This is a genomic window from Agrococcus sp. ARC_14 (assembly GCF_022436485.1).
Taxonomy (GTDB): Bacteria; Actinomycetota; Actinomycetes; order Actinomycetales; family Microbacteriaceae; genus Agrococcus.
In genome coordinates, this window is sequence record NZ_JAKUDO010000001.1 from 1328376 (window position 1) to 1354738 (window position 26363).

A 26363-nucleotide genomic window follows, 5' to 3' on the forward strand; every position below is an offset into this window, starting at 1 on the left:
AGGCTGACGCCGACAGCGAACCCGGCCGTGGTCGGCGGAGCTCGCGTGGGAGACTTGGCGGGTGAGCATGTTCCAGCGATCGACCACCGGCGACCAGCACCTGCCGCACGGGGTGGTGGTGGCCTCCTTCGAGACCTACGACCAGGCGCAGGCGGCCATCGCGAAGGTCTCGAGCTCTGATGCAGAGCTTGCGGGCCTCGCGATCATCGGCAACGACCTCAAGCTGGTCGAGCGCATCGTCGGCCGCCTCACCTGGGGCAAGGTCGCCATGCGCGGCGCCATCCGCGGCCTCGGCTTCGGCGCGTTCCTGGGCCTGATGTTCCTGGTCTTCGTGCCGGAGGCCGTCGGATCCGTGCTCGTGTTCCCGCTGCTCGGTCTCGCGCTCGGCATCCTGCTCGCGGTCGTGCAGCACGCGCTCGTGCGCCGCAAGCGGGACTTCGCGTCGACGCAGCAGGTGCTCGCGAGCCGATACGACGTCGTCGCACCGCAGGGGAGCGCAGGCAAGGCGATGCAGGTCATCGGCCAGCGCGAGGGAGCCGCCGCGCCGACCGAGGCGCAGCTGCAGTCGGCGCCGCCGCCGCAGCAGCCGACGAGCGCTCCGACGCCGCAGGCGCCCGAGCAGCCGACCAGCGCGCAGGCGCCCGAGCAGTCGACGAGCGCTCAGGCGCCGACGAGTGCTCAGGCGCCGATGGACCGCCAGCAGCCGCCGGCCCCCTGAGCCCTCGCTCAGGCGATCGCGTCCGATGCCCGCGCGGCATCCGCCACCGCATCAGTCACCAGGTCGAGCAGCGGCGACGCCAGGTTCCACCGCTGCCACCACAGCGGCACCTCCACGGTGTCGTCGGCGAGCACGACCAGTGAGCCGTCGGCGACGCCGACCTCGAACTGGCCGGGCAGCAGCATGCCCCAGCCGAGGCCCATCCGCACCGCCTCCGCGAACTCGGCGGATGCGCTGATGACGTGCCGCGGCGCATCCGCGGTGGCGCCGTGGTCGGCAGCGAATCGTGCCTGCAGCGTGTCGTGGTGGTCGAAGTCGACGATCGGTGCGCGCTCGAGCGCGGCGGGTGTGAGGCCGTCGGCGAACCAGCGCTGCGCGAAGTCGCGCTGCGCGATCGCAACGTAGCGCATGCGGCCCAGCGGCGAGGAGACGCAGCCGGCGACGGGCTCGCGCTGCGCCGTGACTGCCGCCATGACCGTGCCGGATTCGAGCAGCTGCGCCGTGCGCTCCTGGTCTTCGCGATGGATGTCGAAGGTCACCTCGCGCTGCGCGGTGACGGCGGCGAGCGCTGGCAGGAACCAGGTGATGAGCGAGTCGGCGTTGACGGCGAGCGGGATGCGCTGGGCGCCGGGTGCATCGCCCATCGCGACGAGCGCATCGTGCTCGAGCATGGCGAGCTGGCGGGCCAGCCGCACGAGCGAGGCACCCGCCTCCGTCGCGCGCACGGGCTTCGTGCGCTGCAGCACGACGCGGCCCACGCGCTGCTCGATGGCGCGGATGCGCTGGCTCACGGCGCTGGGCGTCACCCCGAGCTGCGTGGCGGCGCGCTCGAGGGTGCCGGCGTCGACGACGGCCGCGAGCGTGCGCAGGTGATCGAGGGGAAGCTCCACGGGCTCAGCCTAGATGAAGCAAAGCTTCAGATCATGCAGGATCATTCGCTGGACTGCATATCGCGACGACCGTAGCGTCGATGACATGGAACAGGGAATCGTCGCGCTGCTGTCGGGCTTCGGGCTGTGCCTGGGCCTCATCCTCTCGATCGGCGCGCAGAACGCGATCGTGCTGCGGCAGGGTCTGCGACGCGAGCACGTCGGGATCGTGGTGCTCGTCTGCGTCGTGAGCGACGCGATCCTGCAGACCGTCGGTGTCGCGGGCGTCGCGACCCTCGTGACCGCGCATCCGTGGCTGGAGACGCTCGCTCGCTGGGCCGGCGCCGTGTTCATCGTCGGCTTCGCGCTGCTGAGCGCACGCCGTGCCTGGCGGGGCGGCGGCTCGCTCGAGGCCGCACCGGACGCGCCTGCGGATGCGGGTGGAGCGCCGAGCGCGAGCACCGCGTCGGCCCCCGGCACCGTTGCCACCCGCACCCGCAGCGGGCGGATGGCGACGCTCCTCACGATCCTCGCCGTCACCTGGCTCAACCCGCACGCGCTGGTCGAGACGACGGTCGTGATGGGCTCGGTCGCCGGCACGCACGGCGACGCCCGCTGGTGGTTCCTCGCCGGCGGCGTCACCGCGAGCACGCTCTGGTTCGTCGGCTTCGGCTACGGCGCGCGCTACCTGGCGCCGCTGCTGCGCACCGAGCGCGCCTGGCGCATCCTCGACGGCGGCATCGCGGTCGTGATGCTCGTGATCGCCGTCACGCTCGTGCTCGGCTGACGCCTCGCTGTCGGCGGTGCCGGAGGTCAGCCCGCGCGCACCTCGCGCATCCACGCCTCGACCTCGTCGGCCGTGCGCGGAATGGCGGCAGAGAGGTTCACGGCGCCGTCGGCGGTGACGAGGATGTCGTCCTCGATGCGGATGCCGATGCCGCGGAACTCCTCCGGCACCGTGAGGTCGTCGGCCTGGAAGTAGAGGCCGGGCTCGATGGTGAAGACCATCCCCTCGCGCACGACGCCGTCGTGGTAGAACTCCCTGCGGGCGGCCGCGCAGTCGTGCACGTCGAGGCCCAGGTGGTGGCTCGTGCCGTGCACCATCCAGCGGCGGTGCAGCTGCTGGTCGGGCTCGAGCGAGACCTCCGCAGCGACCGGCAGCACGCCCCACTCGGCGGTCTTGTGCGCGATGACCGCCATCGCTGCGGCGTGCACCTCCTTGAAGATGATGCCGGGGCGCACGACCGCGAGCGCCGCGTCAGCCGCCTCGAGCACCGCCTCGTAGATGCGGCGCTGCACCTCGGTGAACGTGCCGGAGATCGGCAGCGTGCGCGTGATGTCAGCCGTGTAGAGGCTGTCGACCTCGACGCCGGCGTCGAGCAGCATGACGTCGCCGTCGAGCACCCGACCGTCGTTGCGGGTCCAGTGCAGGTAGCAGGCGTGGTGGCCGCTGGCGGCGATCGTGTCGTAGCCGACCGCGTTGCCGTCGAGGCGGGCGCGTCGATGGAAGGCGCCCTCGACGACCCGCTCGCCGCGCTCGTGCTGCGTGGCGGCGTGCAGATCGGCGATGACGTCGGTGAAGCCGCGCGCGGTCGCGTCGACCGCCGCCTGGATCTCGGCGACCTCGTGCGCGTCCTTCACCAGTCGCTGCTCGCTGAGGTCGCGCGCGAGCACGTCGCCGTCGGGGTTCGCGCCGGTCAGCTGCGCCTCGATCGTCGGGTCGGCGCCCGCCACGACGAGCACCTCGCCCGCCGCCGCCAGCACCGCGTCGAGCTCGGCAAGGTCGGCCACCTGCAGCCCCAGGTCGGCGGCCACGTGCGCGAGCGAGGGCCGCGGGCCGACCCAGAACTCGCCGATCGCCGGGTTGGCGTAGAACTCGGTGGTGCCGCGACCGGCTGGTCCGCGGAAGTAGAGCGTGGCCCGGTGCTCGGCCGCGCCGCCCTCGTCACCGGCGACGGGCTCGAGCACGAGCACCGAGTCGGGCTCCGCATCCGACCCCCAGCCGGTGAGGTAGGTGAAGTCGGGATGCGCGCGGAACGGGTAGTCGGTGTCGTTCGAGCGCACCTTCAGGCCGCTGGCGGGGATCACGAGCCGCACGCCGGGGTGCAGCGCAGCGATGCGCGCACGGCGGGCGGCCGCGAAGGCCGCGGCGGCGCGGGGCGGGGGCGTCGAGCCGTCTCGCTCTGCCCAGCCTGTCTGGATGTGCTCGGTGAACGCCGACGAGGTGGGTGTCGTGGAGCGGTTGGTGGTGGACTGCGTCGTCGCGGAGTCGGTCATGCGGGCCATTCTCGCACCGCTGCGGCGAGGTGCGATGCGCGGATGCGTCAGGCCGAGCCCGACGGTGGGTTGCGGTCCGGATAGACAGAGGTGAAGACGCCGAGCGACTCGCCGTCGGCATCGGGGCCGCGGTCCTTGAACTCGTTGAGGAGGGCCGACAGCCTGGATTCGAACTCCTCGCGGTGCTGCGGGTCGAGCTTGAGGCCCATCCAGGAGACGTGATGCTCGTCGGGCGCGATGCCGTCGACCTGCTGCAGGAAGGTCTCGAGCAGAATCGGCGCGATGCCAGGCACCGGGGTGTTCCACGATCTTCCCGTCGCGCGGTAGGGAACCTCGCGCGCACCGCCGGTGCCGGTGCGTTCGGGATCCGCGCGCAGGAAGCCGGTGTGCACGAGCGTGCGCACGTGGTGCAGCATCGTGCCGGGGTTCACGCCCAGCAGCTCGGCGAGCTCCTTGTTCGTGCGCGACTCGAACGCGCAGAGCCGCAGCGCGCGCAGTCGCAGGGGCGAGCTGAGCGCCCGCGCCATGGCCTGCTTGTCGGCGTCCTGCTCGCTGGAGCGCAGTTCGATCCGCTCATCGCCCATGCGACCACCCTACGCGAGCGATTGACACTCCTCAATCGCTGGCTCATACTGATTGACATGTCCCAATCAGAGCTGCCGGCCGCGGCAGTCGAGCCGTCGGTCGAGCGCGCAGCGCATGCCGCGGTGCGCAATGCTCCCGGCTCGCTCTGGCGCGACGGCAACTTCCTCACCCTGTGGTCGGGGCAGGCGCTCGCGCAGGTCGGCTCGCAGGTCACCGAGCTCGCAATCCCGGTGCTCGCGGTGCTGCTGCTGCACGCGAGCGAGTTCGAGGTCGGGCTGCTGAACGCCGCCGGCGTCGCGGCATTCCTGGTCGTCGGGCTGCCCGCCGGCGCCTGGATCGACCGCATGCGCAAGCGCCGCGTGATGATCTGGGCGGATGCGGTGCGCGCTGTCGCGCTGCTGGCGCTGCCGCTGCTGTGGTGGGCGGACGTGCTCGCGATGTGGCACCTCTACGCCGTCGCGCTCGTCGTGGGCGTCGCGACCGTCTTCTTCGACGTGTCGTACCAGAGCATCATCCCCTCCTTGGTGCGCAGGGAGCAGATCGCCGAGGCGAACGGCAAGCTCGAGGCCACGCGAGAGCTCGCCAACATCGGCGGGCCGGCGCTGGGCGGCTGGCTCATCGGCCTGATCAGCGCGCCCTTCGCGATCTTCGCCACCGTCGGCACCTACGTCGCCTCATTCGTCGCGCTGCTGCTCACGCGCGACCACGAGCAGCCGCGAGCCGACGACGACCGTGCGCCCGTGCTGCACGAGATCGGCGAGGGGCTGCGCTGGGTGTTCGGCAATCCGCTGCTGCGCCGGATCGTCGGCACCACCGGCATCTCGAACTTCTTCTCGACGATGTCGTTCACGCTGCTGCCGATCTTCCTGCTGCGCGAGCTGGGGCTGAGCCCCGAGGCGTTCGGCATCATCTTCTCGCTCGGCTCGATCGGGGGCCTCGCGGGGGCGGCAGCGACCCCGCACATCGTGCGCTGGCTAGGCGAGGCCAGGGCGATCCCGGTCAGCGCCATCGCGTTCGGCGCCATCGCGTGCCTGCTGCCGCTGGCAGCCACCTTCCCCGCCGTCGCCTTCCCGCTGCTGGTCGCGCAGCTGTTCGTCGGCAGCTTCACCGTGCTGCTCTACAACATCACGCAGGTCACCTTCCGACAGCGCATCACGCCGCCGCGCCTCCTCGGCCGCATGAACGCATCCGTGCGCTTCTGCGTCTGGGGTGTGATGCCGATCGCCGCGCTGCTCGCGGGCGGGCTCGGCACCTGGCTCGGCGTCGTGCCGACGATGTGGATCGGCGCCACCGGGCAGCTGCTGTCGGCGCTGTGCGTCGTGATCGGGCCGTTCTGGACGATGCGCCAGCTGCCCGACGCGGAGCACTGAGCCGGCAGGCCCGAGCCGGGGTCCAGCGCCGGGCTGCAGCGACGGGGCTGCGGCCGGGCCGACGGCCATACGCTGGAGCGATGGGGAAGCGTGAGCGAGCGAGCCTGGCCGACTGGCGCGCCGCTGCCGACGGCACAGCGGGCGCGGTGACCGCTGCGCACTCCGAGGGCGACCACACGGTCATCGTGCACCGGTGGCCGAAGCCGGGCGCCGCCACGGTCGTGCTCGTGCACGGCATCGGCATGGGGCAGCAGTACTTCGGGCTGCTGCGCCACAAGCTCACGAGCAGCTTCGAGGTCGTCGCGCTCGACCTGCCGGGCTTCGGCGCATCGCCGGAGCCCACGGAGTCGCTGCCGATGCCTGCGCTGGCAGACCTCGTGGCCGACGCGCTGCGCAGCCTCGTCCCCGGGTCGTGCATCGCCGTCGGCCACTCGATGGGCACGCAGGTCGTCGCGGAGCTCGCCGTGCGGCATCCCGAGCTCGTCGAGCGGGTCGTGCTGATCGCGCCGACCGTCAATCCGGCAGAGCGCTCGGGGTGGAAGCAGGCGATGCGGCTGCTGCAGGACCTCGCGAACGATCCACCGATCGTCGCCGCGATCGGCGCGCGGCTCTATGCGCAGGCCGGGCCGCGCTGGTACCTGCGCAAGCTCCGCACCATGCTCGGGCACGACATCCGCCCCCTGCTGCCGCGCATCGAGCAGCCGACGCTCGTGATCCGCGGGGAGGAGGATCGCGTCTCGCCCGCCGCGTGGGTGGACGAGGTCGTCGCTGCGCTGCCGGATGGGCGCCTGCGGGTCGCCGAGGATCGCGGACACGAGGCGATGGTGACGGGCGCAGAGCCGGTCTCGCAGATGCTCGAGGAGTTCGCGCGATGACGCTCACGGCGCGCGAGGTGGGGGTGTGGGCGCGCGACTACGCCTTCGCGGCGCGCATGCATGTGCGGTCGACGATCGACCCGTCGCCGCCGCGGCCGCTCGGGATGCCGGGCGCGCGCGTGCACTGCGTGCTGATCCAGGGCGTGGTGGAGCGATGGCCGTTCATGGAGCCGCTCGGCAGGCGGCTGGCGGCCGCGGGCCACGCGGTGCACTTCGTGCCGGAGCTCGGACGCCACCTGCTGCCGGTGCGCGAGGCAGCCGTGCTCGTCGGCGAGGCAGTCGACCGCGTCGCGGCGGCGCATCCGCACGCGCAGCTCGTGCTCGTCGGCCACTCGAAGGGCGGGCTGAGCGGCAAGCGGCTGCTCATCGACAGGGCGCTCGAGCCCGAGCTGCCGCAGCCAGTGGGGCTCGTGGCGCTCGCGACGCCGTTCGCCGGCTCGAGCAGGGCGCGGCTGCTGCGGAACGCTGCGATCCGTGAGTTCGACCCGACGGACGAGCGGCTGCTGGCGCTCGCGGCCGAGCGCAGCGCCGACCTGCGGATCCGTGTGGTGCTGCCCGACATCGACCCGCACATCCCCGACAACCAGATCCCAGAGGGCATCCGCGGCGTGCGGCTGCGCGCGAACGGGCACTTCCGGCCGCTGGCGACCGCCGAGGCCGGCCGCGCCGTGCTGGCCGCGATCGACGAGCTGACGCGCTGACGCCAGCGCGCCCAGATCGAGGCGGGTTCTTGCAGTCTTGGCACGCCAGATCTGCAAGAACCCGCCTCGCTTCCTGGAGGCGGGCGGCGACGAGCGGGCTCGACTCAGCCGGTCTGGCGCAGCTGCACCACGACGGGCCGGTGATCGGTGCCGGAGTCGTCGAGGCCGGTGAGCACGCGCGCGGCGACCGGCGTCCAGTCGGGGGTCGCGACCACGTGGTCGATGTTCGCGCCGATCCACGGCGGCGCCCATGTGGGCCAGGTGCCGACCGCGCCGGCGCCCACCGCGCTGGCCGCATCGCGGCACACGCCCAGATCGCCGAAGCCGCCGCCCTCGAGCTCGGTGCGGTACTGCCACCAGTGGTCGACGGTCGAGTTGAAGTCGCCGGCCATCACGACCGACTCCGAGCCGTCGCACAGGCCCGCGACGAAGTCGAGATCCGCGCGCCAGTTGCGCATCTGCTGCGGCACGGGAGCAACCGGATGGGTCGAGACGAACACGGGACCCTCGCCGTCGGTCGCGCGTGCGACCACGGTCGGGAGCGTCCGAGTGCCGCCGATCTCGCGGTCGGCGGTGTACTCGCCCAGCTCGGCAGAGATGAGCAGCGTCGTGTTGAGCGCACCGTAGGCGGGGGAGTAGCCATTCGTGAGCACCCAGTAGGGCTTGCCGACCTCCCTGAGCAGCTCTGCCACGCCGACGCCCAGCTGCAGCGTCGTCTCGGGCAGCATCACCGCATCCGCCCCCGTCTCGTCGACGACGCGGGCGATCTCGTCGACACCGGGGACATCGCCGAGGGTGTTCCAGGTGAGCACGACGAGGTCGTCGCTGCCCTCGATCGTCTGCGCGCCGATCGTCTGGCTCGTGTCGAGGCCGCGGGAGACGTGGATGCCGCTCGAGACGAGCGCGAAGACCAGCAGCAGCGACACGACGCCGAGCACGAAGGGCCGCACGCGCTTCCAGCCCACGAAGCACAGGAACACGAGCAGCAGCAGCAGCGCGATCCCCACCACGCCGATGCGCATCGAGACGACCTGAGCGATGATCGGCGCCTGCTCGAGGCCGAACGCCTGCGGCCACGCGGCGACCGTCAGGCACGCCGCGATGACGAGGGCGAGCAGCCAGCCGAGGATCGCGAGCACTCTGTGAGCGTAGGCGATCCGCCGTGGTCTGGCCTGTCGGCGCGCGCGCGTAGTCTGGCCGCATGGAGCACGTCGGGGCAGCGGACACGACAGCATTCGACTGGGCGGCCGCCGGCCCCGCCGACCTCCACCTGCACTCTCGGGAGTCCGACGGCACGGACGCTCCCGGTGACGTCGTGCGCGCGGCCGCGGCCGCGGGCCTCGGGGTCGTCGCGCTCACCGACCACGACACCGTCGCAGGCTGGGGCGAGGCGAGCGAGGTCGCGCGCGAGGTCGGCATCGGGCTGCTGCCAGGCGTCGAGTTCTCGTCGCAGCTCGGGCCGGCGAGCGTGCACGTGCTCGGCTACCTGCTCGACCCTGCATCGGAGGCGTTCACGGGCGAGCGCGAGCGCATCCGTCACGACCGCATCGACCGCGCGGAGCGCATGGTGCACGCCATCGGCCGCGACTACCCGCTCACCTGGCAGCACATCGAGCAGCACTCGGCGCCGGGCGCGACCATCGGCCGCCCGCACATCGCCGACGCGCTCGTCGCGCTCGGCATCGTGCCCGATCGCTCCGCCGCGTTCGAGGGCATCCTGCACTGGCAGGGCGGCTACTACCAGCCGCACATGGCGCCGGCACCCGAGGAGGCGATCCGCATCATCCATGACGCCGGCGGCGTCTCGGTGCTCGCACACCCGGGATCCCGCGGACGGCCCGTGATGCGGATGGGCGTGCTCGGCGACCTGGTCGCGGCTGGGCTCGGGGGCGTCGAGGTGTGGCACCGCGACAATGACGCGCCCTCGCGCCGGCAGCTGCTGGCCGACGCCGAGCGCTTCGGCCTGCTGGTGACCGGCTCGAGCGACTATCACGGCTCCGGCAAGCCGAACCGACTGGGGGAGCACACCACCGAGCCGGCCGTGGTCGCCGAGATCGTGCGCCGCTCGACCGGCTGGGCACCGGTGCTGCCGGCCTGACGCACCGCGGGCGGTGCAGCCCGCCACGTCGACCTCTGCGCGCGAGTGTCAACTCGTGCGATCGAGTGGTCGCTTGCGCGATCGAGTGGTCGCTTGCGCGGCCGAGGGTCAGCGGTCGCCACTCGCTCCTCGAGCTTGGACGCTCCGGGCCGGAGGCTGACCACTCGATGCTGGAAGTGACCAGTCGAACCGAGAGGTGACCACTCGATGCCAGAGGTGGCCACTCGATCCTGGAAGGGAGCCCAGCGGATGCGGCGGCAGGCGGCCGCACAGCGAACGGCCGCCCCGCAGATGCGGGACGGCCGTTCGGTGCTGTCTGGCTGGCGCTGCGTCAGGCCTGCGGGGCCTGGGGCGCAGCCCCGCCACCGCCGCCGGAGCGACGGCGACGACGACGCCGCGGGGCGGCGTTGCCATCGTGGTGCTCGCTGCCACCGCCGTCGTGCGTGCCGCGTCCCTCGACCTGCTCGCTCGACTGCGTCGACGCATCCGCCGTCTGCTCCTCGCCACCGGAGCGGCCGCGGCCGCCGCGGCGCCGACGGCTCGGACCATCACCCTCAGAGCGGGTGCCGGGGCGGTCGCTGCCGCGCTCGCCGCCGCTGCGCTCGCCGCCGCGCGCACGCGGTGCGACGCCCTCGCGCTTGGCCTCCTTGTTGGGCGGGGTCGTCGTGAGTCGGCCCTTGACGCCCTCGGGGATGTTGAGATCGGTGTAGAGGTGCGGGCTGGAGGAATAGGTCTCCACCGGCTCGGGCCTGTTGAACTCGAGGGCTCGATCGATGAGCGCCCACTTGTGCAGGTCGTCCCAGTCGACGAAGGTGACGGCGATGCCGGTGCGACCGGCACGGCCCGTGCGACCGACGCGGTGCAGGTAGGCCTTCTCGTCCTCGGGGAGCGTGTGGTTGATGACGTGCGTGATGTCGTCGACGTCGATGCCGCGGGCGGCGACGTCGGTGGCGATCAGCACATCCTTCTTGCCAGCCTTGAACTGCGCCATGGCGCGCTCGCGGGCCTCCTGGCTCATGTCGCCGTGGACGGCGGCGGCGTTGAAGCCGCGGTCGATGAGCTCCTCGGTGAGGCGTGAGGCCGCGCGCTTGGTGCGCGTGAAGACGACGGCCTTGCCGCGCCCCTCGGCCTGCAGGATGCGCGAGATCACCTCGTCCTTGTCGAGCGCGTGGGCCCGGTAGACGATGTGCTCGATGTTGGCCTGCGCGATGGTCTCGTCGACATCGGTCGCACGGATGTGCAGCGGGCGCGACATGAAGCGGCGCGCCAGCGCGACGATGGCGCCCGGCATGGTGGCCGAGAACAGCATCGTGTGACGCACGGCCGGCACGAGCGAGAAGAGCTTCTCGACGTCGGGCAGGAAGCCCAGGTCGAGCATGCGGTCGGCCTCGTCGAGCACCATCTCCTTGACGTTCGAGAGGTCGAGGATGCGCTGGTTGGCGAGGTCGAGGAGGCGACCGGGAGTGCCGACGACGATCTGGGCGCCGGCCTTCAGCTGGTCGATCTGGCCCTCGTAGGCCTTGCCGCCATAGATGGAGACGACCGTGGTCGGCCGGTTGGAGGTGATGAGCTCCAGATCCTCCGTCACCTGCACGGCGAGCTCGCGCGTGGGCACGACGATGAGCGCCTGCACGCCCGGCTCGGGCGTCGCGCCCAGTCGCTGCGACAGGGGCAGGCCGAAGGCAAAGGTCTTGCCGGTGCCGGTCTTCGCCTGGCCGATGATGTCCTGGCCGGACAGCGCGAGGGGGATCGTCTGGGTCTGGATCGGGAAGGGCTCGAGGATGCCGCGGTCGGCGAGCGCCTGGACCATATCGGCGTCGATGGAGAGGTCTTGGAAAGTCAAGGAGTGTTCCGCCTGTTCGTATGCTCCGGCAATCCTACCGGCGGCATGCGTCGGAAGGCTCCGCGCCGCCTCTAGACTCCTTCCCGTGGTGAAGTGGTTCGACCGGACGCCGCGCGACGTGACGCGCCAGCTCCTCCGACAGCATCGGGTGCCGGTGCTCGGCGACCGGGTGCTGCTCTCGGATGTGCGGCCGGCGCTCGTGCCGTTCGTGGGCCAGGCGCTCGCGCTCGAGCTCGAGCTGGTCGCGAAGGCCGGCCGCGTGCTCGAGCAGGCGCCCTCGCTCGAGGAGCGCGTCGCGCTCACCGATGTCGTGCGCATCCACGCGAGTCGTGCTGGTGCGTTCCGGCGCATCCTCGAGAGCGAGCACGTCGAGACGGATGCGGCGATGCGCCCCTTCATCGAGTCGACCCAGGAGTTCGCGCGCGCGATGGACGGCGCCGACTGGTACGAGCAGCTGCTCGCCATCCACGTCGTCTCCGGCCTGCTGGAGGACTTCTTCGTCGCGATCGTGCCCGGGCTGCCCGAGGACGATCAGGACGCCATGCTGCGTGCGCTGCGCGGCGAGAGCGCGCACCCGCACCTCGTGACCCTGCTGCGCGACGCGATCGACGGCACGCCGCGGCTCTCCGACCGCATGGCGGTCTGGGGCCGACGGCTCGTGGGCGATGCGCTGCTGCAGATGTACCTGGCGGTGAACGGCCCGGATGAGCGCGGCCGCGCCGTGCCGAGCCAGAAGCGGCTGGAGCCGGCGTTCAACGACATCGTCGCGTCGCACACCCGCCGCATGGACGAGCTCGGCCTGACGGCCTGAGCTCGCCTCGCAGGTCGAGGAGCCCGGCGCAGCCGGGCGTCACCCCGCAGGTCGAGGAGCCCGGCGCAGCCGGGCGTCACCCCGCAGGTCGAGGAGCCCGGCGCAGCCGGGCGTCACGAGACCGGGCTCAGGCCTTCTTCGCCTGCAGCTCTGCGAGGTAGCGAGCGTCATCCCGCTCGCGCCGCCCCGGCAGCGCCCTCGGGATGATGAGCGCGACGACGAGCGCTGCGACCAGGCTGCCGAACCAGAGCCAGCCGTTGTCGGGCATCGCGCCCATGAGCGCGCCGATCGTCCAGACGACGCCTGCGGCCGCAGCGGCGGCGAACGGGTTGAGGAACAGCCCCACCCACTGGCGGCCCGGCAGCAGGTAGCGAGCCAGCAGCCCGATGGCCGCGCCCATCACCATCGGCACGAGCACGAGGATGGGCAGCATCAGGCCACGAAGCCGATCTTGCGCGTGGACTCGCTGCCGATCTCGACGTAGGCGATGCCGGTGCTCGGCACGATGTAGCGGCGCCCCTTCGCGTCGTCGAGCGCGAGGTGCCCGGAGTCGAGGGCAGCCAGCACCGCGTCTTCGACCTCCTTGGGCGTCTGCGCCGAGTCGAACGCGATCTCGCGCGCGGAGTCCTTGATGCCGATGCGGATGTCCATGCTCCTGAGGATAGCGACACGGATGCGGGCTCATGCACGCTTCCGCGCCCGGCGAACGGCGGGAACCAGAGGGCCGTGACCGCCACGTCACCGGCCGTCGATACCGTGGCGCTGTGACCGACCAGCCCGTGACCCTCGACGCATCCCAGCGCGCCGTGCTCGCCCTGCCCGCCGACGCATCCGCCATCGTGCTCGGCGTCGCGGGCTCCGGCAAGACGACGACGCTCGTCGAGCTCGCCGCCGATCGCTTCGCCGCCGGTCTCGCGCCGGCCGAGGTGCTCGTCATCGCGGGCTCGCGGCAGGCCGCGACGGCGCTGCGCGATCGCCTCGCGACCCGCACGGCGCTCGTCACTCCCGGGCCGCTGGCGCGCTCGATGCCGTCGTTCGCGCACGCCGTGCTGACCGCCGCCGCGCTCGCCGAGCGCCGCCCGGCGCCGCAGCTGCTCTCGGGCGCCGAGCAGGATCGCATCATCGCGGCGATGCTCGCCGGCCATGCCGACGACGCCGGCACGGGGCTCGCGCACGGGCCGGCGTGGCCCGAGCACCTGGGGCTCGAGGTGCGCGAGCAGGCGGGCTTCCGCGCCGAGCTGCGCGAGGTGATGGCGGCTGCCGCAGAGCGAGGGATGACGGCGGATGCGCTGGCGCGCGAGGGCGAGACGCACGGCGTCCCCGAGTGGGTCGCCGCGGGCGCCTTCATGGCGGAGTTCGAGCGGCTGCAGCGGCTCGAGCGGCGTGGCGCGGATGCCGTGACGGCGGCGTCGCTGCTGCGGCGCGCCGCCGCCGAGATCGCCGTGACCGCGACCCCGCTGCCCTCGCTCGTGCTGGTCGACGATGCGCAGGAGCTCACCGAGGGTGCGGTGGTCGTGCTCGAGGCGCTGCGTGCGCGCGGTGCCTCGATCATCGCCTTCGGCGATCCCGACACCACCACGGGCGGCTTCCGCGGCGCTGATCCGGCGCTGCTGGCGACGCTGCCTGCGCGGCTGGGCTTCGCGGACCGAGACCGGCTCGAGCTCGCGCACGACCACAGGCACGGCGAGCGGGTGCGGGCGCTCATCCTGGCCCGATCCGGGGGCATCGGCACGGCCGGTGGCGCGAGGCACCGCAGCGCCGCAGCCGCGGGGATCGGCGATGACCTCGTCGAGCTGCACGTCGCGGCGTCGGTCGACGAGCAGGCGAGGCGCATCGCCCGGCTCATCCACGAGCGTCGCGCGCTCGGTGTGCCGCTCGACGAGATCGCCGTGATCGCCCGCACCGGCCGGGTCGCCGCTGAGCTCGGCTCGCTGCTGTCGGCGCTCGACGTGCCCGTCGCATCGGGCGGGCCGACGCGGCTGCGCGAGGCTGAGACGGTCGAGGCGCTCGTGAGCGTGCTCGCCGTCGCGACCGACCGGCTGCCGCTCACCGCCGAGCTCGTCGAGCAGCTGCTGCGCAGCGAGCTCCTCGGCCTGGACGCGCTCGCGGTGCGCAGGCTCAAGCGCGCGCTGCGCCACCGGATCATCGCCGAGGGCGGCGAGGTGCACGTGCCGGGAGCCGAGCTCGTGCGCGACGCGGTCGAGCAGCCCTCGATGCTCGATGACCTGGCCGGCGCGCGTCAGGGCGTGGCCGCGGCGCGCCGACTCGTCCGCATGGTGGCCGACGCCCGAGAGCTCGCCGCCGCCGACGACCCCGCAGCCGCCGATCGAGTGCTGTGGGCGGTCTGGAGTGCCGCAGGGGTCGCCGATCCCTGGCAGCGTGCCGCGCTGGGTGAGGGCGACAGCGTCGAGCGCGCGCTCGCGAATCGCAGGCTCGACGCGGTCGTCGCGCTCTTCGATCAGGTCGCCCGATTGATCGAGCGCCGGCCCGACGTCGATGCGGGCGGCTTCGTCGACGCCTGGCTCGCCTCGAGCGTCGACGACGACTCGCTCGCCGCCCGCGCCGAGCTCTCCCGAGTCGCGATCGGCACCCCCGGTCAGTTCGTCGGTCGCGAGGTCGACACCGTGATCGTCGCCGGCCTGCAGGACGGCGTGTGGCCGAACCTCCGCCCCCGCGGCTCGCTGCTGGGCGCGAATCGGCTCGCGGGCTCGCCCTCCGACGACGAGCGCACCGCGGTGCTGCACGACGAGCTGCGCACCTTCGTGAAGGCGGTCGCGACCGCGCGCTCGAGCGTGCTGCTGACGGCGGTCGAGAGCGACGACGAGCAGCCGTCGCCGTTCGTGCTCGGACTGCCGCGCGCACCCGAGCCAGACGGGGACTGGCACTCGCTGCGATCGCTCGTCGCGCACCTCCGCAAGCGCCTCGTGCTCGCGGAGGGCGACGCCGACGACGCCGCTGCCGCCCTCCGTCGGCTCGCCGAGGAGCGCGTGCCGGGCGCTGCGGTCGGGGAGTGGGCGGGCCTCGCGCCCATCACCACCACCGAGCGCCTCGATGCCACCGAGCCCGTGCACGTGAGCCCTTCGGCGCTGCAGGGCCTCGACGAGTGCCAGGTCTCCTGGGCGGTCGACCGGCTCGCCGGCAGCACCAGCAACCGCGCGGCCGGTCTCGGCACGATCGTGCACGAGGCGGTCGAGCAGCACGACGCCACCGACGCGTCGGCGCTGCAGGCGGCGATCGAGGCCCGCTTCGGCGAGCTCGCGCACGAGTCCAGCTGGGAGGCAGCGCGGCAGCGTGCCGACGTCGCGCCGATGGCGGCTGCCATCGCCCACTACTTCCAGATCCTGCGCGGCCAGGGGTGGACGGTCGAGTCGGCCGAGCACGAGGCACGCTTCGCGGTCGAGCTCGAGGGGGGCGCGACGCTGAACGGCTCGATCGACTGGCTCGAGCACGCGCCCGGCGGCGGTGTGCGCGTGGTCGACCTGAAGACGGGTGGCTCCAAGCCCAAGTCGCACGACGAGCTCGGCAACCTGCAGCTGCGCGCCTATCAGCTCGCCCTCGCGCTCGGCGGCATCGCGGGCATCGCCCCCGACGCAGCCGCCGAGGCGAGGCTGTTCCTGCCGCGCTGGTCCAGGGCGAAGAAGTTCGAGGACGCGCCGCCCTTCGACGAGGTGCGCGAGGCCTTCGTCCAGCACGTGGCGGATGCCGTGGGCGCGATGGGCGGCGCGGCATTCGGCGCGATCCCGGCCGAGCACTGCTCCGACCCCTTCTCCTTCGCCCAGTGCGACATCCACGTCCTCCCGGAGGTCACCGAATGACCGACATCCCCCAGCAGCACCCCGAAGCGCACAGCGCCGTCGACATCGCTGCCGCGCTCGCCGAGGCGGAGGGCACGAAGCCGCAGGCGCCCACGCCCGAGCAGCAGCGCGTCATCGAGGCGCCGGCAGCGCCGATCCTGGTGGTCGCGGGGGCCGGCAGCGGCAAGACCCACACGATGGCGCAGCGCGTGCTGTGGCTGGTCGCGAACGGCCACGCGGCGCCCGATCAGGTGCTCGGCCTCACCTTCACGCGCAAGGCGGCCCGCGAGCTGCAGGTGCGGCTCGACGAGCAGCTCACGCTGCTGGGCACGGCGGGCCTGGTGGACCCAGCGCTGGTCGCCACGCACAAGCCGGTCGTGCAGACCTACAACTCCTTCGCGAGCTCGCTGTTCCGAGAGTGGGCGCTGCTCATCGGGCGCGACCCGGAGTCGGAGGTGCTGACCGACCCCGCGGCGCTCCTCCTCGCGCTCCGCGTCGCCCGCGCATCCGACGACCTGCGCCTCGCGACGCTCGGATCGGCCAACCAGATCGCCCAGCGCGTGCTGCAGCTCGCCGGCGAGCTCGGCGACCACCGGGTCGGCACCGCGCAGCTTCGCGCATCCGGCTTCGCTGCGGCGTTCGCGAGCCTCGCAGAGCTGCCCCCCGACCCCGACGAGCGAGCGCTCACGAAGGGCGCGCGCGACGACATCGCCGAGGACGCCCGGCGCGTCGGCGCGCTCGACGTGCTCGCCGATCTCGTCGACGCCTTCGACGCCCAGAAGCGCAGCCTGGGCGTGGTGCAGTTCAGCGACCAGGTGCGGCTCGCGCTCGACGCCATCGACGCGCATCCCGGTGCGATCGACGACCTGCGCTCGCGGCACCGCTTCGTGCTGCTCGACGAGTTCCAGGACACCTCGGTGCTGCAGCTGCAGCTGCTGAGCACGATCTTCACCGGCGAGCCGGTGATGGCCGTCGGCGACCCCAACCAGGCCATCTACGGCTTCCGGGGCGCGAGCGCCGGCACCCTCGCGCTGTTCGCGGAGCGATTCGGCGCGACCGCGACGATGTCGCTTTCGACCAGCTGGCGCAACGACGCGGGCATCCTCGACGTCGCCCACAGCATCGCGAGCGGGCTGCCCGAGCAGCCGGGCGTGCCTGTCGAACGGCTGACCCCGCGCACGGGCGCCGGCATCGGCGAGGTCAGCGTGCGCCACGTCTCGACCCTCGATCAGGAGGCCGAGGAGCTGGCTGGCTGGCTGCGCGAGCACGGCGCGGGCTTCGACGGGGGACCAGCGACCGCCGCACTGCTGGTGCGCACGCACGCGCAGGGGATCGCGCTCGCGGATGCGCTGCGCGCGCTCGGCGTCAAGGTCGCGCGGTGGGGTGGTGGCGGGCTGCTCGAGGAGCCGGCGGTCGTCGACCTCGTGGCCGCGCTGCGCGTGCTCGGAAAGCCGGAGGAGGGCTCGAGCCTCGTGCGGCTGCTGGCCGGCAGTCGCTGGCGGATCGGTGTCGCCGACCTCATGGCGCTGCAGCGGCACGCCCGACGGCTCGCCGCAGCAGGGCTCACCGACGAGCAGCGCGCCCGCGATCGCAGCGCCGTGGTCGCCGAGGCGAGCGCATCGATCATCGACGCGCTCGACTCCCTCGCCGACGGGGCTGCGCTCGAGGGCGTCACCGCCGAAGGGCTCGAGCGCATGCGCGAGGCCGCGCAGCTGCTGCGCCGCCTGCGCCGCCGAGCCGGCATGCCGCTGCCGGAGCTCGTGCGCAGCATCGAGCAGGCGCTGCGCCTCGACATCGAGGTCGGCGCCAACCCGGGCCGCGACCGCGCCGTGCTCGACGCCTTCGCGCGCGAGGCGCATGCCTTCGCCGCCGCAGACCATCGTGGCTCGCTCGGCGCGTTCCTCGACTACCTGGAGGCGGTCGAGCGCGGGCGCGGACCGGATGCGCCGCAGCGGGCACCAGAGCGGGGCGTCGTGCAGATCCTCACCATGCACGCCTCGAAGGGCCTCGAGTGGGATCTCGTCGCGCTGCCTCGGCTCGCCTTCACGGTCAGCGACCCGCGCTCGAAGGGCTGGCTCGACTGGGCGAAGCTGCCCTACGAGCTGCGCGGGGATCGGCGGCTGCTCTCGCAGCACGACTGGCAGCAGCGCACGGCGCATGGCTACCGCGACGCGCGAGCAGACTTCCTCGGCCGGCTCGCCGAGCACGAGCAGAGCGAGCGCGACCGGCTGTCGTACGTCGCCGTCACGCGGGCACGGAAGGCGCTCTGGCTCTCTGCAGCGCAGTGGTACGGCACCGGGCCGACGCCCTCGCGCCCCGATCGCCTGCTCGAGCTGGTGGCCGCCGACCGCGGTGTCGACCTGCTGCCGCCGGCGACGAAGGCCGACGGCAACCCTCGCGTCGGCGTCGCCCCGGAGCTCGTGTGGCCCGTCGACCCGCTGGGCGGGCGTCGCGAGGCCGTCGAGCGGGCCGCTGCCCGCATCGAGTCGGCAGAGCCCGAGCGGGCCACGCGCTGGGACGCCGCGATCCGACTGCTGCTCGCCGACCGCGTGCAGACGTCACTGAGCCTCCCGAGCCGCATCGCCGCATCCGGATTCAAGGACTGGGCGGCTGACCCGGTCGCGGTCGCGAAGCAGATCGCCAGGCCCATGCCGCAGCAGCCGTTCGCTGCCACCCGGCTGGGGACGCTCTTCCACGGTTGGGTCGAGCGGCGCGACGGGGCCATCGGCCTCGGCGACGCCGTGGACGACGCGGCGCTCGACGAGGAGCTCGTGGGCATCGACGCCGAGCGGCTCGAGCGGCTGAAGCAGACCTTCCTCGCCTCCTCCTACGGCGACCGGCAGCCGGCTGAGACCGAGATCGAGATCCACCTGCCGCTCGCAGGCACGACCGTGGTCTGCAAGATCGACGCCGTCTACCGGGACGGCGATCGCGCCACCGTCGTCGATTGGAAGACGGGCAGGCTGCCCTCGGGAGACGCCGACCTCGAGGCTCGGCAGCTGCAGCTCGCGCTCTACCGGGCCGCCTACGCGGCGCACGCGGGCCTCGACCCCGAGCAGGTCGACGCAGAGCTCTACTTCGTGGAGCACGATCGCGTCATCCGGCCGGAGCGCATCGAGTCGCTCGCCGAGCTCGAGGCCCGCTGGCTCGCCGCGCAGCAGGCGGTGGCAGAGGCCTCAGCGCTCGGCTGAGCTGCCGTCTGCGCGCTCCTGCTGGGTCGGATCGGCAGCCGGCAGGGCGGGCTCGATCACGTCCGTCCGATCGAGGTCGCGCGCCGCCGCACCCGTGCGTCCCCCGGGCAGCGGGTTCTGGATGACGTCGGTCTCCTGCTCTGCGGGCGTGCCGGCATCGGCGGGCCTGTCGGCGCTGGCCGCCTCACCCAGGTAGGCCTGCACACCCGTGAGGTCCATGGTCTCCAGGTGCTGGGGTGCGATCGCGGCCCCCGGGTCGCTGTCGACGCGCGCGACGAGCCCCGCGAGCATGCCCTTCGCATCCTCGATGATCGACCCGTCGCTGCGGTCGACCCCGTGCAGGAGCCAGCGAGCGATGTCGAGCTCGGCGTGCAGCATCGCCCGCTGGCGCACCTGCCGATCGCCGATGCCGCGGGCTGCGGCGTGGGCGTCGAAGGCCTCGTCGACGCTGCCGAACTCGCCGGAGCCGAGCAGGAAGGCGAGATCCCTGGCCGGGTCGCCGATCGAGAGCGCATGCCAGCCGTCGAGCCCGACGACCGCAGCACCCTCGACCCGGAAGGCCGGGGCCTGGAGGTCACCGTGCACGAGCGTGGGCTTGAACTGCCACAGGCGATCGTCGCCGAGCGCCGCCTCCCAGCGCTGCAGCAGCGCCGCGGGCACCGAGCCGGTCTCGGCAGCGCGGTCGAAGGTGCCGAGCAGTCGGGTGCGCAGCGTCTGGGCGCTCTCGTGCGCCAGGCCGGCATCAGAGGCGACCGAGGTCGGCAGCTCGTGGATCGCGGCGATCGCCTGGCCGATGCTCACGGCGAGCCCCGGGCGGGCGGGGGAGATGTCGGACAGCAGCATCGTCGTGCCGCCCAGCCGCGAGATGACGAACAGGGTCGACCTGCCGGCATCCGCCGTGCCGAGCACCGTCGGCACCTCGAAGGGGAGCCGGGATCGGGTCGCCAGCGTCAGCGCGGCGAGCGCCGACGCGTGCTCCTTCGCGCTGCGCAGCGCGGAGATCGAGCGGGGGAGCACCGCCTGCACCGTCTCGCCGCCCGCGAGCTGCGCGGCGACGACGGATCGGTGCTCGTCGGAGCCGTCATCCGTTGCGCCGACGACATCGAGGCCGGGCACAGCGGTCGTGGCGAGCGCAGCTAGAGTGAAGGGGTTCGAGCTCATGGATGCCAGGCTAGGCCGGACTCGCTCACGCGGGGCCGCGCCACGCGACGGAGGTGACGTGCCAAGGTTCACCCGAGACGGGGGCGTCCCGCCGCTCGCCCGCTCCGGGATCGACCGCGACCACGCCTCGCGCATCGCCCCCGACGCCGTCGATCGGGCTCTCGAGACCGCGTCGACGCGCATCATCGTCATCGCCGGCGACCGCGCTCCCGTGCGTGACGGCCGGCTCGTGCGCTTCGCTCCCGACGAGGTTCCGGCCAGTGCAGCACCGGTCGAGCCGCTCGTGCCGCCGAGCTGGCTCGGCCGTCTGCCGCAGGGCGCCGACGGCGAGCCGGGCGTCATCGTCCTGACCATGCTCGTCGCCGAGCCCTTCGACGTCGATGGCGCGGAGTGGCACTCGCTGCGCGAGATCGGCGCAGAGCTCGACGACGCCGACGCGGGCCTGCTCGTGCAGGCCGTCGCGCTCGGCGTCTGGCAGCGCGAGAGCCTCCACAGCCCGCTCGACGGGCTGCCGACCGAGTTCGAGGAGTCGGGCTGGGTGCGTCGCTCCGCCAGCGGCGCCGCGCACTTCCCGCGCACCGATCCGGCGGTCATCGTCGCCATCCATGATGAGGCCGACGAGCGCATCCTGCTCGGCCACAACGCGGCCTGGCCGGCAGGGCGCTACTCGCTCATCGCCGGCTTCGTGGATCCTGGTGAGTCGCTCGAGGCCGCCGTCGTGCGCGAGGTGCACGAGGAGACGGGCCTGCACGTCGTCGAGCCCCGCTATCTCGGCTCGCAGCCCTGGCCGTTCCCGCGCAGCCTCATGCTCGGCTTCGAGTGCGTGGCGCCCGAGCCGCAGACGCTCGTGCCCGACGGCGTCGAGATCCTCGACGTGCGCTGGTTCACGCGCGATGAGCTGCGCTCCGGCGCCGTGCGGTCGCCGGGGAAGACCTCGATCGCCTCCTGGATCATCGAGGCGTGGCTGGCGCGATGACGGATGCGTCGAAGACGGATGCGCGGATCACGGACGGGGACGGCGCACAGGCCGGCGCCCTCACCGACGCCGACCGCATCCTGGCGGGGCTCGATGAGCAGCAGCGGCAGGCGGCGACGACGCTCGGCGGCCCCGTCGCGATCCTGGCGGGAGCCGGCACGGGGAAGACGCGCGCCATCACGCATCGCATCGCCTACGCCGTCGCGACCGGCGAGCAGGCGGAGCACGCCTCGCTCGCGCTGACCTTCACGTCGCGGGCCGCCGGTGAGATGCGCACCCGCCTCGCGCGGCTGGGCGCCGGCGGCGTGCAGGCGCGCACCTTCCACGCCGCGGCGCTCGCGCAGCTCTCGCACTTCTGGCCGCGCATCACGGGCTCGCGCATGCCGGCGCTGCTGCCGCAGAAGGCGTCGACGCTGGCGGATGCGGCCGCGCAGCTGCGCATGCGGCTGCCGACAGCGCAGCTGCGCGACGCCGCTGGCGAGATCGAGTGGCGCAAGTCGCAGGCGATGACCCTCGAGGACTACGGCGTGCAGGCGCGCATCCGCCCCATGCCAACGGGCATCGCGCCGGAGGCGATGATCGACCTCCACATGGCCTACGAGCGCATCAAGGATGAGCGCCGTCAGATCGACTTCGAGGATGTCCTGCTCGCGACCGTCGGCATGATCGAGCGCGAGCCGGTCGTCGCGGACGAGGTGCGCTCTCGCTATCGCCACTTCACCGTCGACGAGTACCAGGACGTCTCGCCGATGCAGCAGCGCGTGCTCGCGGCCTGGCTGGGCGATCGCCGCGACGTGTGCGTCGTCGGCGACCCGAGTCAGACGATCTACACGTTCGCCGGCGCCGATGCCGCGAGCCTCAACCGCTTCATCCACGACCACCCCGATGCAGAGGTCGTCCGGCTCGAGCGCTCCTACCGCTCGACCTCGTCGATCGTCGGCCTCGCGAACCGGCTGATGCGCGGCCGCGACGCCCTCACCCTCACCGCCGCCTCCGGCGCGGTCGGCAAGGAGCCGACGGCCGCCGTGCACGCGAACGACTCGGCGGAGGCCGCGGCGATCGCGGCCGCGTGCCGCGCGCAGGTGGATGCGGGCGCCGACGCCGGGCACATCGCCGTGCTCACCCGCTACCACGCGCAGTCCGGCCTCATCGAGCAGGCGCTCGCGAGCGTCGGGCTCTCCTCGACGGTGCGCGGCTCCGCCCGCTTCTTCGAGATCCCGGTCGTCAAGCGCGCCGTGATGATGCTGCGCAGCGCGCCGGCCGACCGTCGCCCGGTGTTCCAGGCCGTCACCGACATCGTCATGGGGCTCGGCTACCGCGCGGAGCCGCCGGCGACCCACGGCGAGGAGCGCGCGCAGTGGGACGCGCTCCACGCGCTCGTGACGCTGGCCGAGGAGACGGGCGGCACCGACCTGCCGGGCTTCGCGCACGACCTGCAGCGGCGGGCGCGGACGCAGCACGAGCCGACCGTCGCCGCTGTCACCATCGCGACCATCCACGCCGCGAAGGGCCTCGAGTGGCAGCACGTGCACGTGTGCGGCCTCGCCGAGGGGCTGCTGCCGATCTCGCACGCGACGACGCTCGCCGAGATCGACGAGGAGCGCCGGCTGCTCTACGTCGCCATCACGCGCGCCGAGCGCACGCTCTCGCTCACCTGGGCGAAGAGCTCGGGTCACGCGGCTAGGCAGCCGTCGCGGTTCCTCGCCGAGATCGCTCCGCCGCGGGCCGCGAACGGGCGGCGGACCCCTGCGCAGCGCGGTGCGAGCAGCGGCGGCGCCGCACGGCGCTGACCGCACCATCCCGCTGCCGGATCCGCACCGCCCAGCCCGCCGACAGCGCGCCCTCGCTCGCGCGTCGCAGCGCCTCGAGCAGCGTGACCACAGCCTGCGACGCGGCGATCGGGCTCGCCACCGGCGTCAGATGGCCGGGCAGCAGGGGGTCACCCGCGGGCCGCGCGCACTGCGCGCACCCTCCGCCCGACGGCACGAACGGGCCGACCTGCAGCCAGGCGTCGCCGACCACCACCGGCAGGTGTGCATCGCCCGCGTCGAGCAGCCGCTCGAGCTCGCGCGCCGGCAGCCGCCAGGGCGCGACCGGCACGATCACGCCCTCGCCGTCGACACGCGTCGGGTGCCCGGCGGCGCGAGCGGCGCGGTGCAGCTGCTCGGCGAGCGGGATGCGCCCGCGCACGAGCGTGGCGACGGGCGCCACCGCCTCGACGATCGCCGGCTCGAGCACCTCGAGCAGCGTCTGCGCGGGCACCTCGCCGATGAGCTGCCCGAGCTCGCGTGGCAGCACGCCTCGGGTCAGCGCCGCGATCGCGCGCAGCGTGGGCGCGTCGGCGTCGAGCTGGGCGACGGGCTGCTGGGCGCCGATCGCGATGCGGTCGGGGGAGGTGCGGAAGACGGCGAGGTGCGGGTCGAGGCGGAGCATGGGCGCATGGTGCGCCTTCGCGGCCGATCGCGTCGGCGGCTCTCCACAGCCATCGCTCCCTGCGCTGTCGAAGGGCTCAGCCCTGCTTCGGCTCCTCGCCGTCCTCGTCGCCGGCCTCGCCCTCGGGCGTCTCGCCCTCCGGTGCCTCGTCGGCGGCAGCCTCCGCCCCCGTGCCGGGCGCGTCCTGCGATCGCTCGGCGTCGTCGAGCAGCTCCTGGAGCGCCAGGTCCATCTCGTCGAGCTCGCCGACGCCCTGCAGCCGGGCGATGACGCGCGAGGGGTCGTCGATGTCGTCGGAGCCGGGCATCAGATCGGGCTGATCCCACAGGCTGTCGCGCACCTCTGCACCCACGGCATCCGTCACCGTGCGCCAGAAGGCCGCGGCCTCGCGCAGGCGACGCGGGCGGATCTCGAGGCCGACGAGCGTGCCGAAGGCCTTCTCGGCCGGGCCGCCGGTCGCGCGCCTGCGCCGCACCGACTCGGCGATCGCGTCGCGCTTGGGCAGCCGCTCGGTCGCGGCCTCGGTGACAGCGTCGACCCAGCCCTCGATGAGCGCGATGGTCGTCTCGAGTCGTGCGAGCGCCTCGAGCTGCTCCTGCGTCTTCGGCGGGATGAGCGCGCCGCTCGAGAGCGCCTGGCGCAGCTCGTCGGGGTTCGTCGGGTCGAAGGACTCGGCGAGCTCCTCGAGCCGGTCGACGTCGATGTGGATGCCCTCGGCGTACTCGCGCACGGAGGAGAGCACGTGCAGGCGCAGCCAGCGTGCGTGATGGAAGAGGCGGGCGTGAGCGAGCTCGCGCGCCGCCATCCAGATCCGCACCTGGTCCTCGGGGATCTCGAGCCCCTCGGCGACCGTGCGCAGGTTCACCGGCAGCAGGGCCGCGGTGTCCTCGAGCAGCGGGAAGCCGAAGTCGCCGCCGGCGACCGTCTCGCCGGCCAGCTGGCCGACCACGTTGCCGAGCTGCATGGCGAACATCGTGCCGCCCACGTTGCGCAGGATCTTCTCGGCGCCGGCGAGCATCTCCTGCGCCTCCTCCGGCGCGTGCTCCTGCATCGCTCGGGTGAGCGCGCCGGCGATGCTGTTGGCGACCGGCTCGCTCATCTCCTGCCACACCGGGATGGTGGCGTCGACCCACTGCTGGCGCGAGAGCATCGTCAGCCCGGTCGCGGCGCCGATCTCGGTCGTCGCGCTCAGCCACATCGCGGCCAGGTCGACGGCCTGCTGCACGGCCTCGCGCTCCGCGCTCGTCACCGAGCCGGGGTCGCGCTGCACCACGGCAGCGGCCTGGCGCTGGGCGGCAGACCAGTCGATGCCGTCCTCGCTGCGGGAGAGGGCCGCCTGCAGCTGCGCCATCAGAGCCTGCAGCTGGGCGGGGTCGGAGGGCATGCCAGCGGCACCCGCGAGGCGGGAGGGATCGATGGGTCCGTCGCCGGAGAGGAAGCGCTGCAGCATCTCTCGCAGCTCGTCCTCTGGGCGCCGATCGTCGGAGTCGTCAGGCATGCGACTACGCTATCCGGAGCATGTCCGAACCTGTCGGGAATCCGCCCATCCCGCCCTCCGCCGTCCGCGAACACCCGGTGCACCACCGGTTCCCGGATGTGCGGCCGCGGCGCCTTCGTCGTGCCGGCTGGGGTGCGCTGACGGCCACGGCGATCGCCTCGCTCGCGCTCGCCTTCGTGCCCTCGCCCTACGTGGTCGAGGTGCCGGGCCCCACGTACGACACGCTCGGCGAGACGGATGCGGGACCACTGATCGCGATCGACGGTGCCCAGACCTACCCGACGGAGGGCGAGCTGCGGCTGCTGACGCTCGCGCTGCACGGCAACCCCGAGCGACCGCTGAGCTGGGTCGACGTCGCGCAGGCCTACCTCGATCCGGCCGACTCCATCATCCCCATGTCGGTCGCCTTCCCGCCGCAGCTCTCGATCGAGGAGTCGAACGAGTCCGGTCGCATCGACATGCAGAACTCGCAGCAGGCGGCGATCGCCGCGGCGCTGCTGCACGAGGGGCACGACATCGTCAGCGACGTGCGCGTCGCGGGCGTGATCCCGAACAGCCCGGCGGTCGGCGTCCTCGAGGAGGGCGACCGCATCGTGCGCGTCAACGGCGAGACCGCCTACGACGTCTACTCGATCCGGCAGGCGATCGCGGCGGTCGACGGGCAGACGACCTTCGACATCGAGCGCGAGGGCGAGGCGATGACGGTCGAGGTGACGCCCGTCGACGAGCAGGGGCAGCGCATCGTCGGCATCTACCCGTCGAATGAGTTCACCTTCCCCTTCGAGGTCGACATCGAGCTGCCCAATGTCGGCGGCCCGAGCGCCGGCATGATGTTCGCGCTCGGCATCGTCGACGAGCTCACGCCCGGCGCGATGACGGCCGGCACCGAGTGGGCGGGCACCGGCACGATCTCTGCGCTGGGCGATGTCGGACCGATCGGCGGCATCGTGCAGAAGCTGCACGGGGCGGTGGCCGCCGGGGCGAGCCACTTCCTGGCTCCGGTCGAGAACTGCGCCGAGGTCGTCGGGCACGTGCCTGCCGGGCTGACGGTCTTCGCGGTCGACACGCTCGACGACGCGATCACGGCGATCGAGACGGTCGCGATGAACGCCGACACCTCCACGCTGCCGACCTGTGAGGGCGGCACCGACTCATAGGGTCCC

General features: G+C 73.1%; 22 protein-coding genes. 12 read left to right on the forward strand and 10 right to left on the reverse strand.

Annotation, left to right across the window (positions count from 1 at the left end):
• Positions 1 to 67: 67 nt before the first annotated feature.
• Positions 68 to 718, forward strand: a complete 651-nt coding sequence (locus MKD51_RS06625) for a general stress protein (RefSeq protein ID WP_346986723.1) — start codon at positions 68 to 70, stop codon at positions 716 to 718.
• Between the two features lie 8 nt (positions 719 to 726).
• Here MKD51_RS06625 and MKD51_RS06630 read toward each other — a convergent pair whose 3' ends face one another.
• Positions 727 to 1608 (reverse strand): LysR family transcriptional regulator ArgP, encoded by an 882-nt coding sequence (locus MKD51_RS06630; protein WP_240239545.1) that lies wholly within the window; start codon positions 1606 to 1608, stop codon positions 727 to 729.
• A gap of 85 nt (positions 1609 to 1693) precedes the next feature.
• Here MKD51_RS06630 and MKD51_RS06635 point away from each other — a divergent pair, with 85 nt between their 5' ends.
• Positions 1694 to 2374 carry a LysE/ArgO family amino acid transporter gene (locus MKD51_RS06635; RefSeq protein ID WP_240239547.1) on the forward strand — a complete coding sequence of 227 codons (681 nt, stop codon included), beginning with the start codon at positions 1694 to 1696 and terminating at the stop codon, positions 2372 to 2374.
• A gap of 26 nt (positions 2375 to 2400) precedes the next feature.
• On the opposite strand, the gene MKD51_RS06640 is transcribed toward MKD51_RS06635, so the two are convergent.
• Together MKD51_RS06640 and MKD51_RS06645 are read right to left on the reverse strand one after the other, a co-directional pair.
• Positions 2401 to 3864, reverse strand: coding sequence for an aminopeptidase P family protein (locus tag MKD51_RS06640; protein ID WP_240239549.1), 1464 nt, complete (start codon positions 3862 to 3864; stop codon positions 2401 to 2403).
• Positions 3865 to 3911: 47 nt separating this feature from the next.
• Positions 3912 to 4448, reverse strand: a complete 537-nt coding sequence (locus MKD51_RS06645) for a winged helix-turn-helix domain-containing protein (RefSeq protein WP_240239550.1) — start codon at positions 4446 to 4448, stop codon at positions 3912 to 3914.
• 57 nt (positions 4449 to 4505) lie between these two features.
• On the opposite strand from MKD51_RS06645, the gene MKD51_RS06650 reads away from it, so the two are divergent.
• The 3 genes from MKD51_RS06650 (at position 4506) to MKD51_RS06660 (ending at position 7395) form a co-directional block, all read left to right on the forward strand.
• Positions 4506 to 5819: an MFS transporter gene (locus MKD51_RS06650; protein WP_240239551.1), complete on the forward strand. Its 1314-nt coding sequence runs from the start codon at positions 4506 to 4508 to the stop codon at positions 5817 to 5819.
• A gap of 80 nt (positions 5820 to 5899) precedes the next feature.
• On the forward strand, positions 5900 to 6694 hold the full coding sequence (locus MKD51_RS06655; protein WP_240239552.1) for an alpha/beta hydrolase: 795 nt from the start codon (positions 5900 to 5902) through the stop codon (positions 6692 to 6694).
• Entirely contained in the window at positions 6691 to 7395 is a 705-nt protein-coding gene (locus tag MKD51_RS06660) for a hypothetical protein (protein ID WP_240239553.1), read from the forward strand. Before MKD51_RS06655 ends, MKD51_RS06660 begins: the two co-directional genes overlap by 4 nt.
• A gap of 104 nt (positions 7396 to 7499) precedes the next feature.
• On the opposite strand, the gene MKD51_RS06665 is transcribed toward MKD51_RS06660, so the two are convergent.
• Entirely contained in the window at positions 7500 to 8534 is a 1035-nt protein-coding gene (locus MKD51_RS06665) for an endonuclease/exonuclease/phosphatase family protein (protein ID WP_240239554.1), read from the reverse strand.
• A gap of 62 nt (positions 8535 to 8596) precedes the next feature.
• Here MKD51_RS06665 and MKD51_RS06670 point away from each other — a divergent pair, with 62 nt between their 5' ends.
• Positions 8597 to 9493, forward strand: coding sequence for a PHP domain-containing protein (locus tag MKD51_RS06670; RefSeq protein WP_240239555.1), 897 nt, complete (start codon positions 8597 to 8599; stop codon positions 9491 to 9493).
• Positions 9494 to 9824: 331 nt separating this feature from the next.
• Here the strand turns inward: MKD51_RS06670 and MKD51_RS06675 are convergent, their stop codons facing one another.
• Positions 9825 to 11336: a DEAD/DEAH box helicase gene (locus MKD51_RS06675; protein ID WP_240239556.1), complete on the reverse strand. Its 1512-nt coding sequence runs from the start codon at positions 11334 to 11336 to the stop codon at positions 9825 to 9827.
• Positions 11337 to 11421: 85 nt separating this feature from the next.
• Here MKD51_RS06675 and MKD51_RS06680 point away from each other — a divergent pair, with 85 nt between their 5' ends.
• Positions 11422 to 12147, forward strand: a complete 726-nt coding sequence (locus tag MKD51_RS06680) for a ferritin-like fold-containing protein (RefSeq protein ID WP_240239557.1) — start codon at positions 11422 to 11424, stop codon at positions 12145 to 12147.
• Positions 12148 to 12274: 127 nt separating this feature from the next.
• Here MKD51_RS06680 and MKD51_RS06685 read toward each other — a convergent pair whose 3' ends face one another.
• Both MKD51_RS06685 and MKD51_RS06690 read right to left on the reverse strand, forming a co-directional pair.
• Positions 12275 to 12580 carry a hypothetical protein gene (locus MKD51_RS06685; RefSeq protein ID WP_240239558.1) on the reverse strand — a complete coding sequence of 102 codons (306 nt, stop codon included), beginning with the start codon at positions 12578 to 12580 and terminating at the stop codon, positions 12275 to 12277.
• Positions 12580 to 12798, reverse strand: coding sequence for a DUF3107 domain-containing protein (locus MKD51_RS06690; protein ID WP_240239559.1), 219 nt, complete (start codon positions 12796 to 12798; stop codon positions 12580 to 12582). The genes MKD51_RS06685 and MKD51_RS06690 overlap by 1 nt, the downstream gene beginning before the upstream one ends.
• A 113-nt stretch (positions 12799 to 12911) precedes the next feature.
• Between MKD51_RS06690 and MKD51_RS06695 the strand changes: the two genes are divergently transcribed.
• Together MKD51_RS06695 and MKD51_RS06700 are read left to right on the forward strand one after the other, a co-directional pair.
• The gene (locus tag MKD51_RS06695) at positions 12912 to 15962 is read left to right on the forward strand and encodes a UrvD/REP family ATP-dependent DNA helicase (protein ID WP_240239560.1); all 3051 of its coding nucleotides are present in this window, start codon (positions 12912 to 12914) and stop codon (positions 15960 to 15962) included.
• On the forward strand, positions 15959 to 19132 hold the full coding sequence (locus MKD51_RS06700) for an ATP-dependent DNA helicase (RefSeq protein ID WP_240239561.1): 3174 nt from the start codon (positions 15959 to 15961) through the stop codon (positions 19130 to 19132). The genes MKD51_RS06695 and MKD51_RS06700 overlap by 4 nt, the downstream gene beginning before the upstream one ends.
• Here the strand turns inward: MKD51_RS06700 and MKD51_RS06705 are convergent.
• Positions 19118 to 20293 (reverse strand): phosphotransferase, encoded by a 1176-nt coding sequence (locus MKD51_RS06705; RefSeq protein WP_240239562.1) that lies wholly within the window; start codon positions 20291 to 20293, stop codon positions 19118 to 19120. The genes MKD51_RS06700 and MKD51_RS06705 overlap by 15 nt on opposite strands.
• Positions 20294 to 20351: 58 nt before the next feature.
• Between MKD51_RS06705 and nudC the strand changes: the two genes are divergently transcribed.
• Positions 20352 to 21269 (forward strand): NAD(+) diphosphatase, encoded by a 918-nt coding sequence (gene nudC, locus MKD51_RS06710; RefSeq protein ID WP_240239563.1) that lies wholly within the window; start codon positions 20352 to 20354, stop codon positions 21267 to 21269.
• Positions 21254 to 23059 carry an ATP-dependent helicase gene (locus MKD51_RS06715; RefSeq protein ID WP_240239564.1) on the forward strand — a complete coding sequence of 602 codons (1806 nt, stop codon included), beginning with the start codon at positions 21254 to 21256 and terminating at the stop codon, positions 23057 to 23059. Before nudC ends, MKD51_RS06715 begins: the two co-directional genes overlap by 16 nt.
• Here the strand turns inward: MKD51_RS06715 and MKD51_RS06720 are convergent.
• Entirely contained in the window at positions 22950 to 23702 is a 753-nt protein-coding gene (locus MKD51_RS06720; protein ID WP_240239565.1) for a hypothetical protein, read from the reverse strand. The two genes, MKD51_RS06715 and MKD51_RS06720, sit on opposite strands and share 110 nt — an antisense overlap.
• Before the next feature lie 76 nt (positions 23703 to 23778).
• On the reverse strand, positions 23779 to 25200 hold the full coding sequence (locus MKD51_RS06725; RefSeq protein ID WP_240239566.1) for a zinc-dependent metalloprotease: 1422 nt from the start codon (positions 25198 to 25200) through the stop codon (positions 23779 to 23781).
• Positions 25201 to 25220: 20 nt separating this feature from the next.
• On the opposite strand from MKD51_RS06725, the gene MKD51_RS06730 reads away from it, so the two are divergent.
• Positions 25221 to 26357 carry a S16 family serine protease gene (locus tag MKD51_RS06730; protein ID WP_240239567.1) on the forward strand — a complete coding sequence of 379 codons (1137 nt, stop codon included), beginning with the start codon at positions 25221 to 25223 and terminating at the stop codon, positions 26355 to 26357.
• The last annotated feature ends 6 nt before the right edge of the window (positions 26358 to 26363 follow it).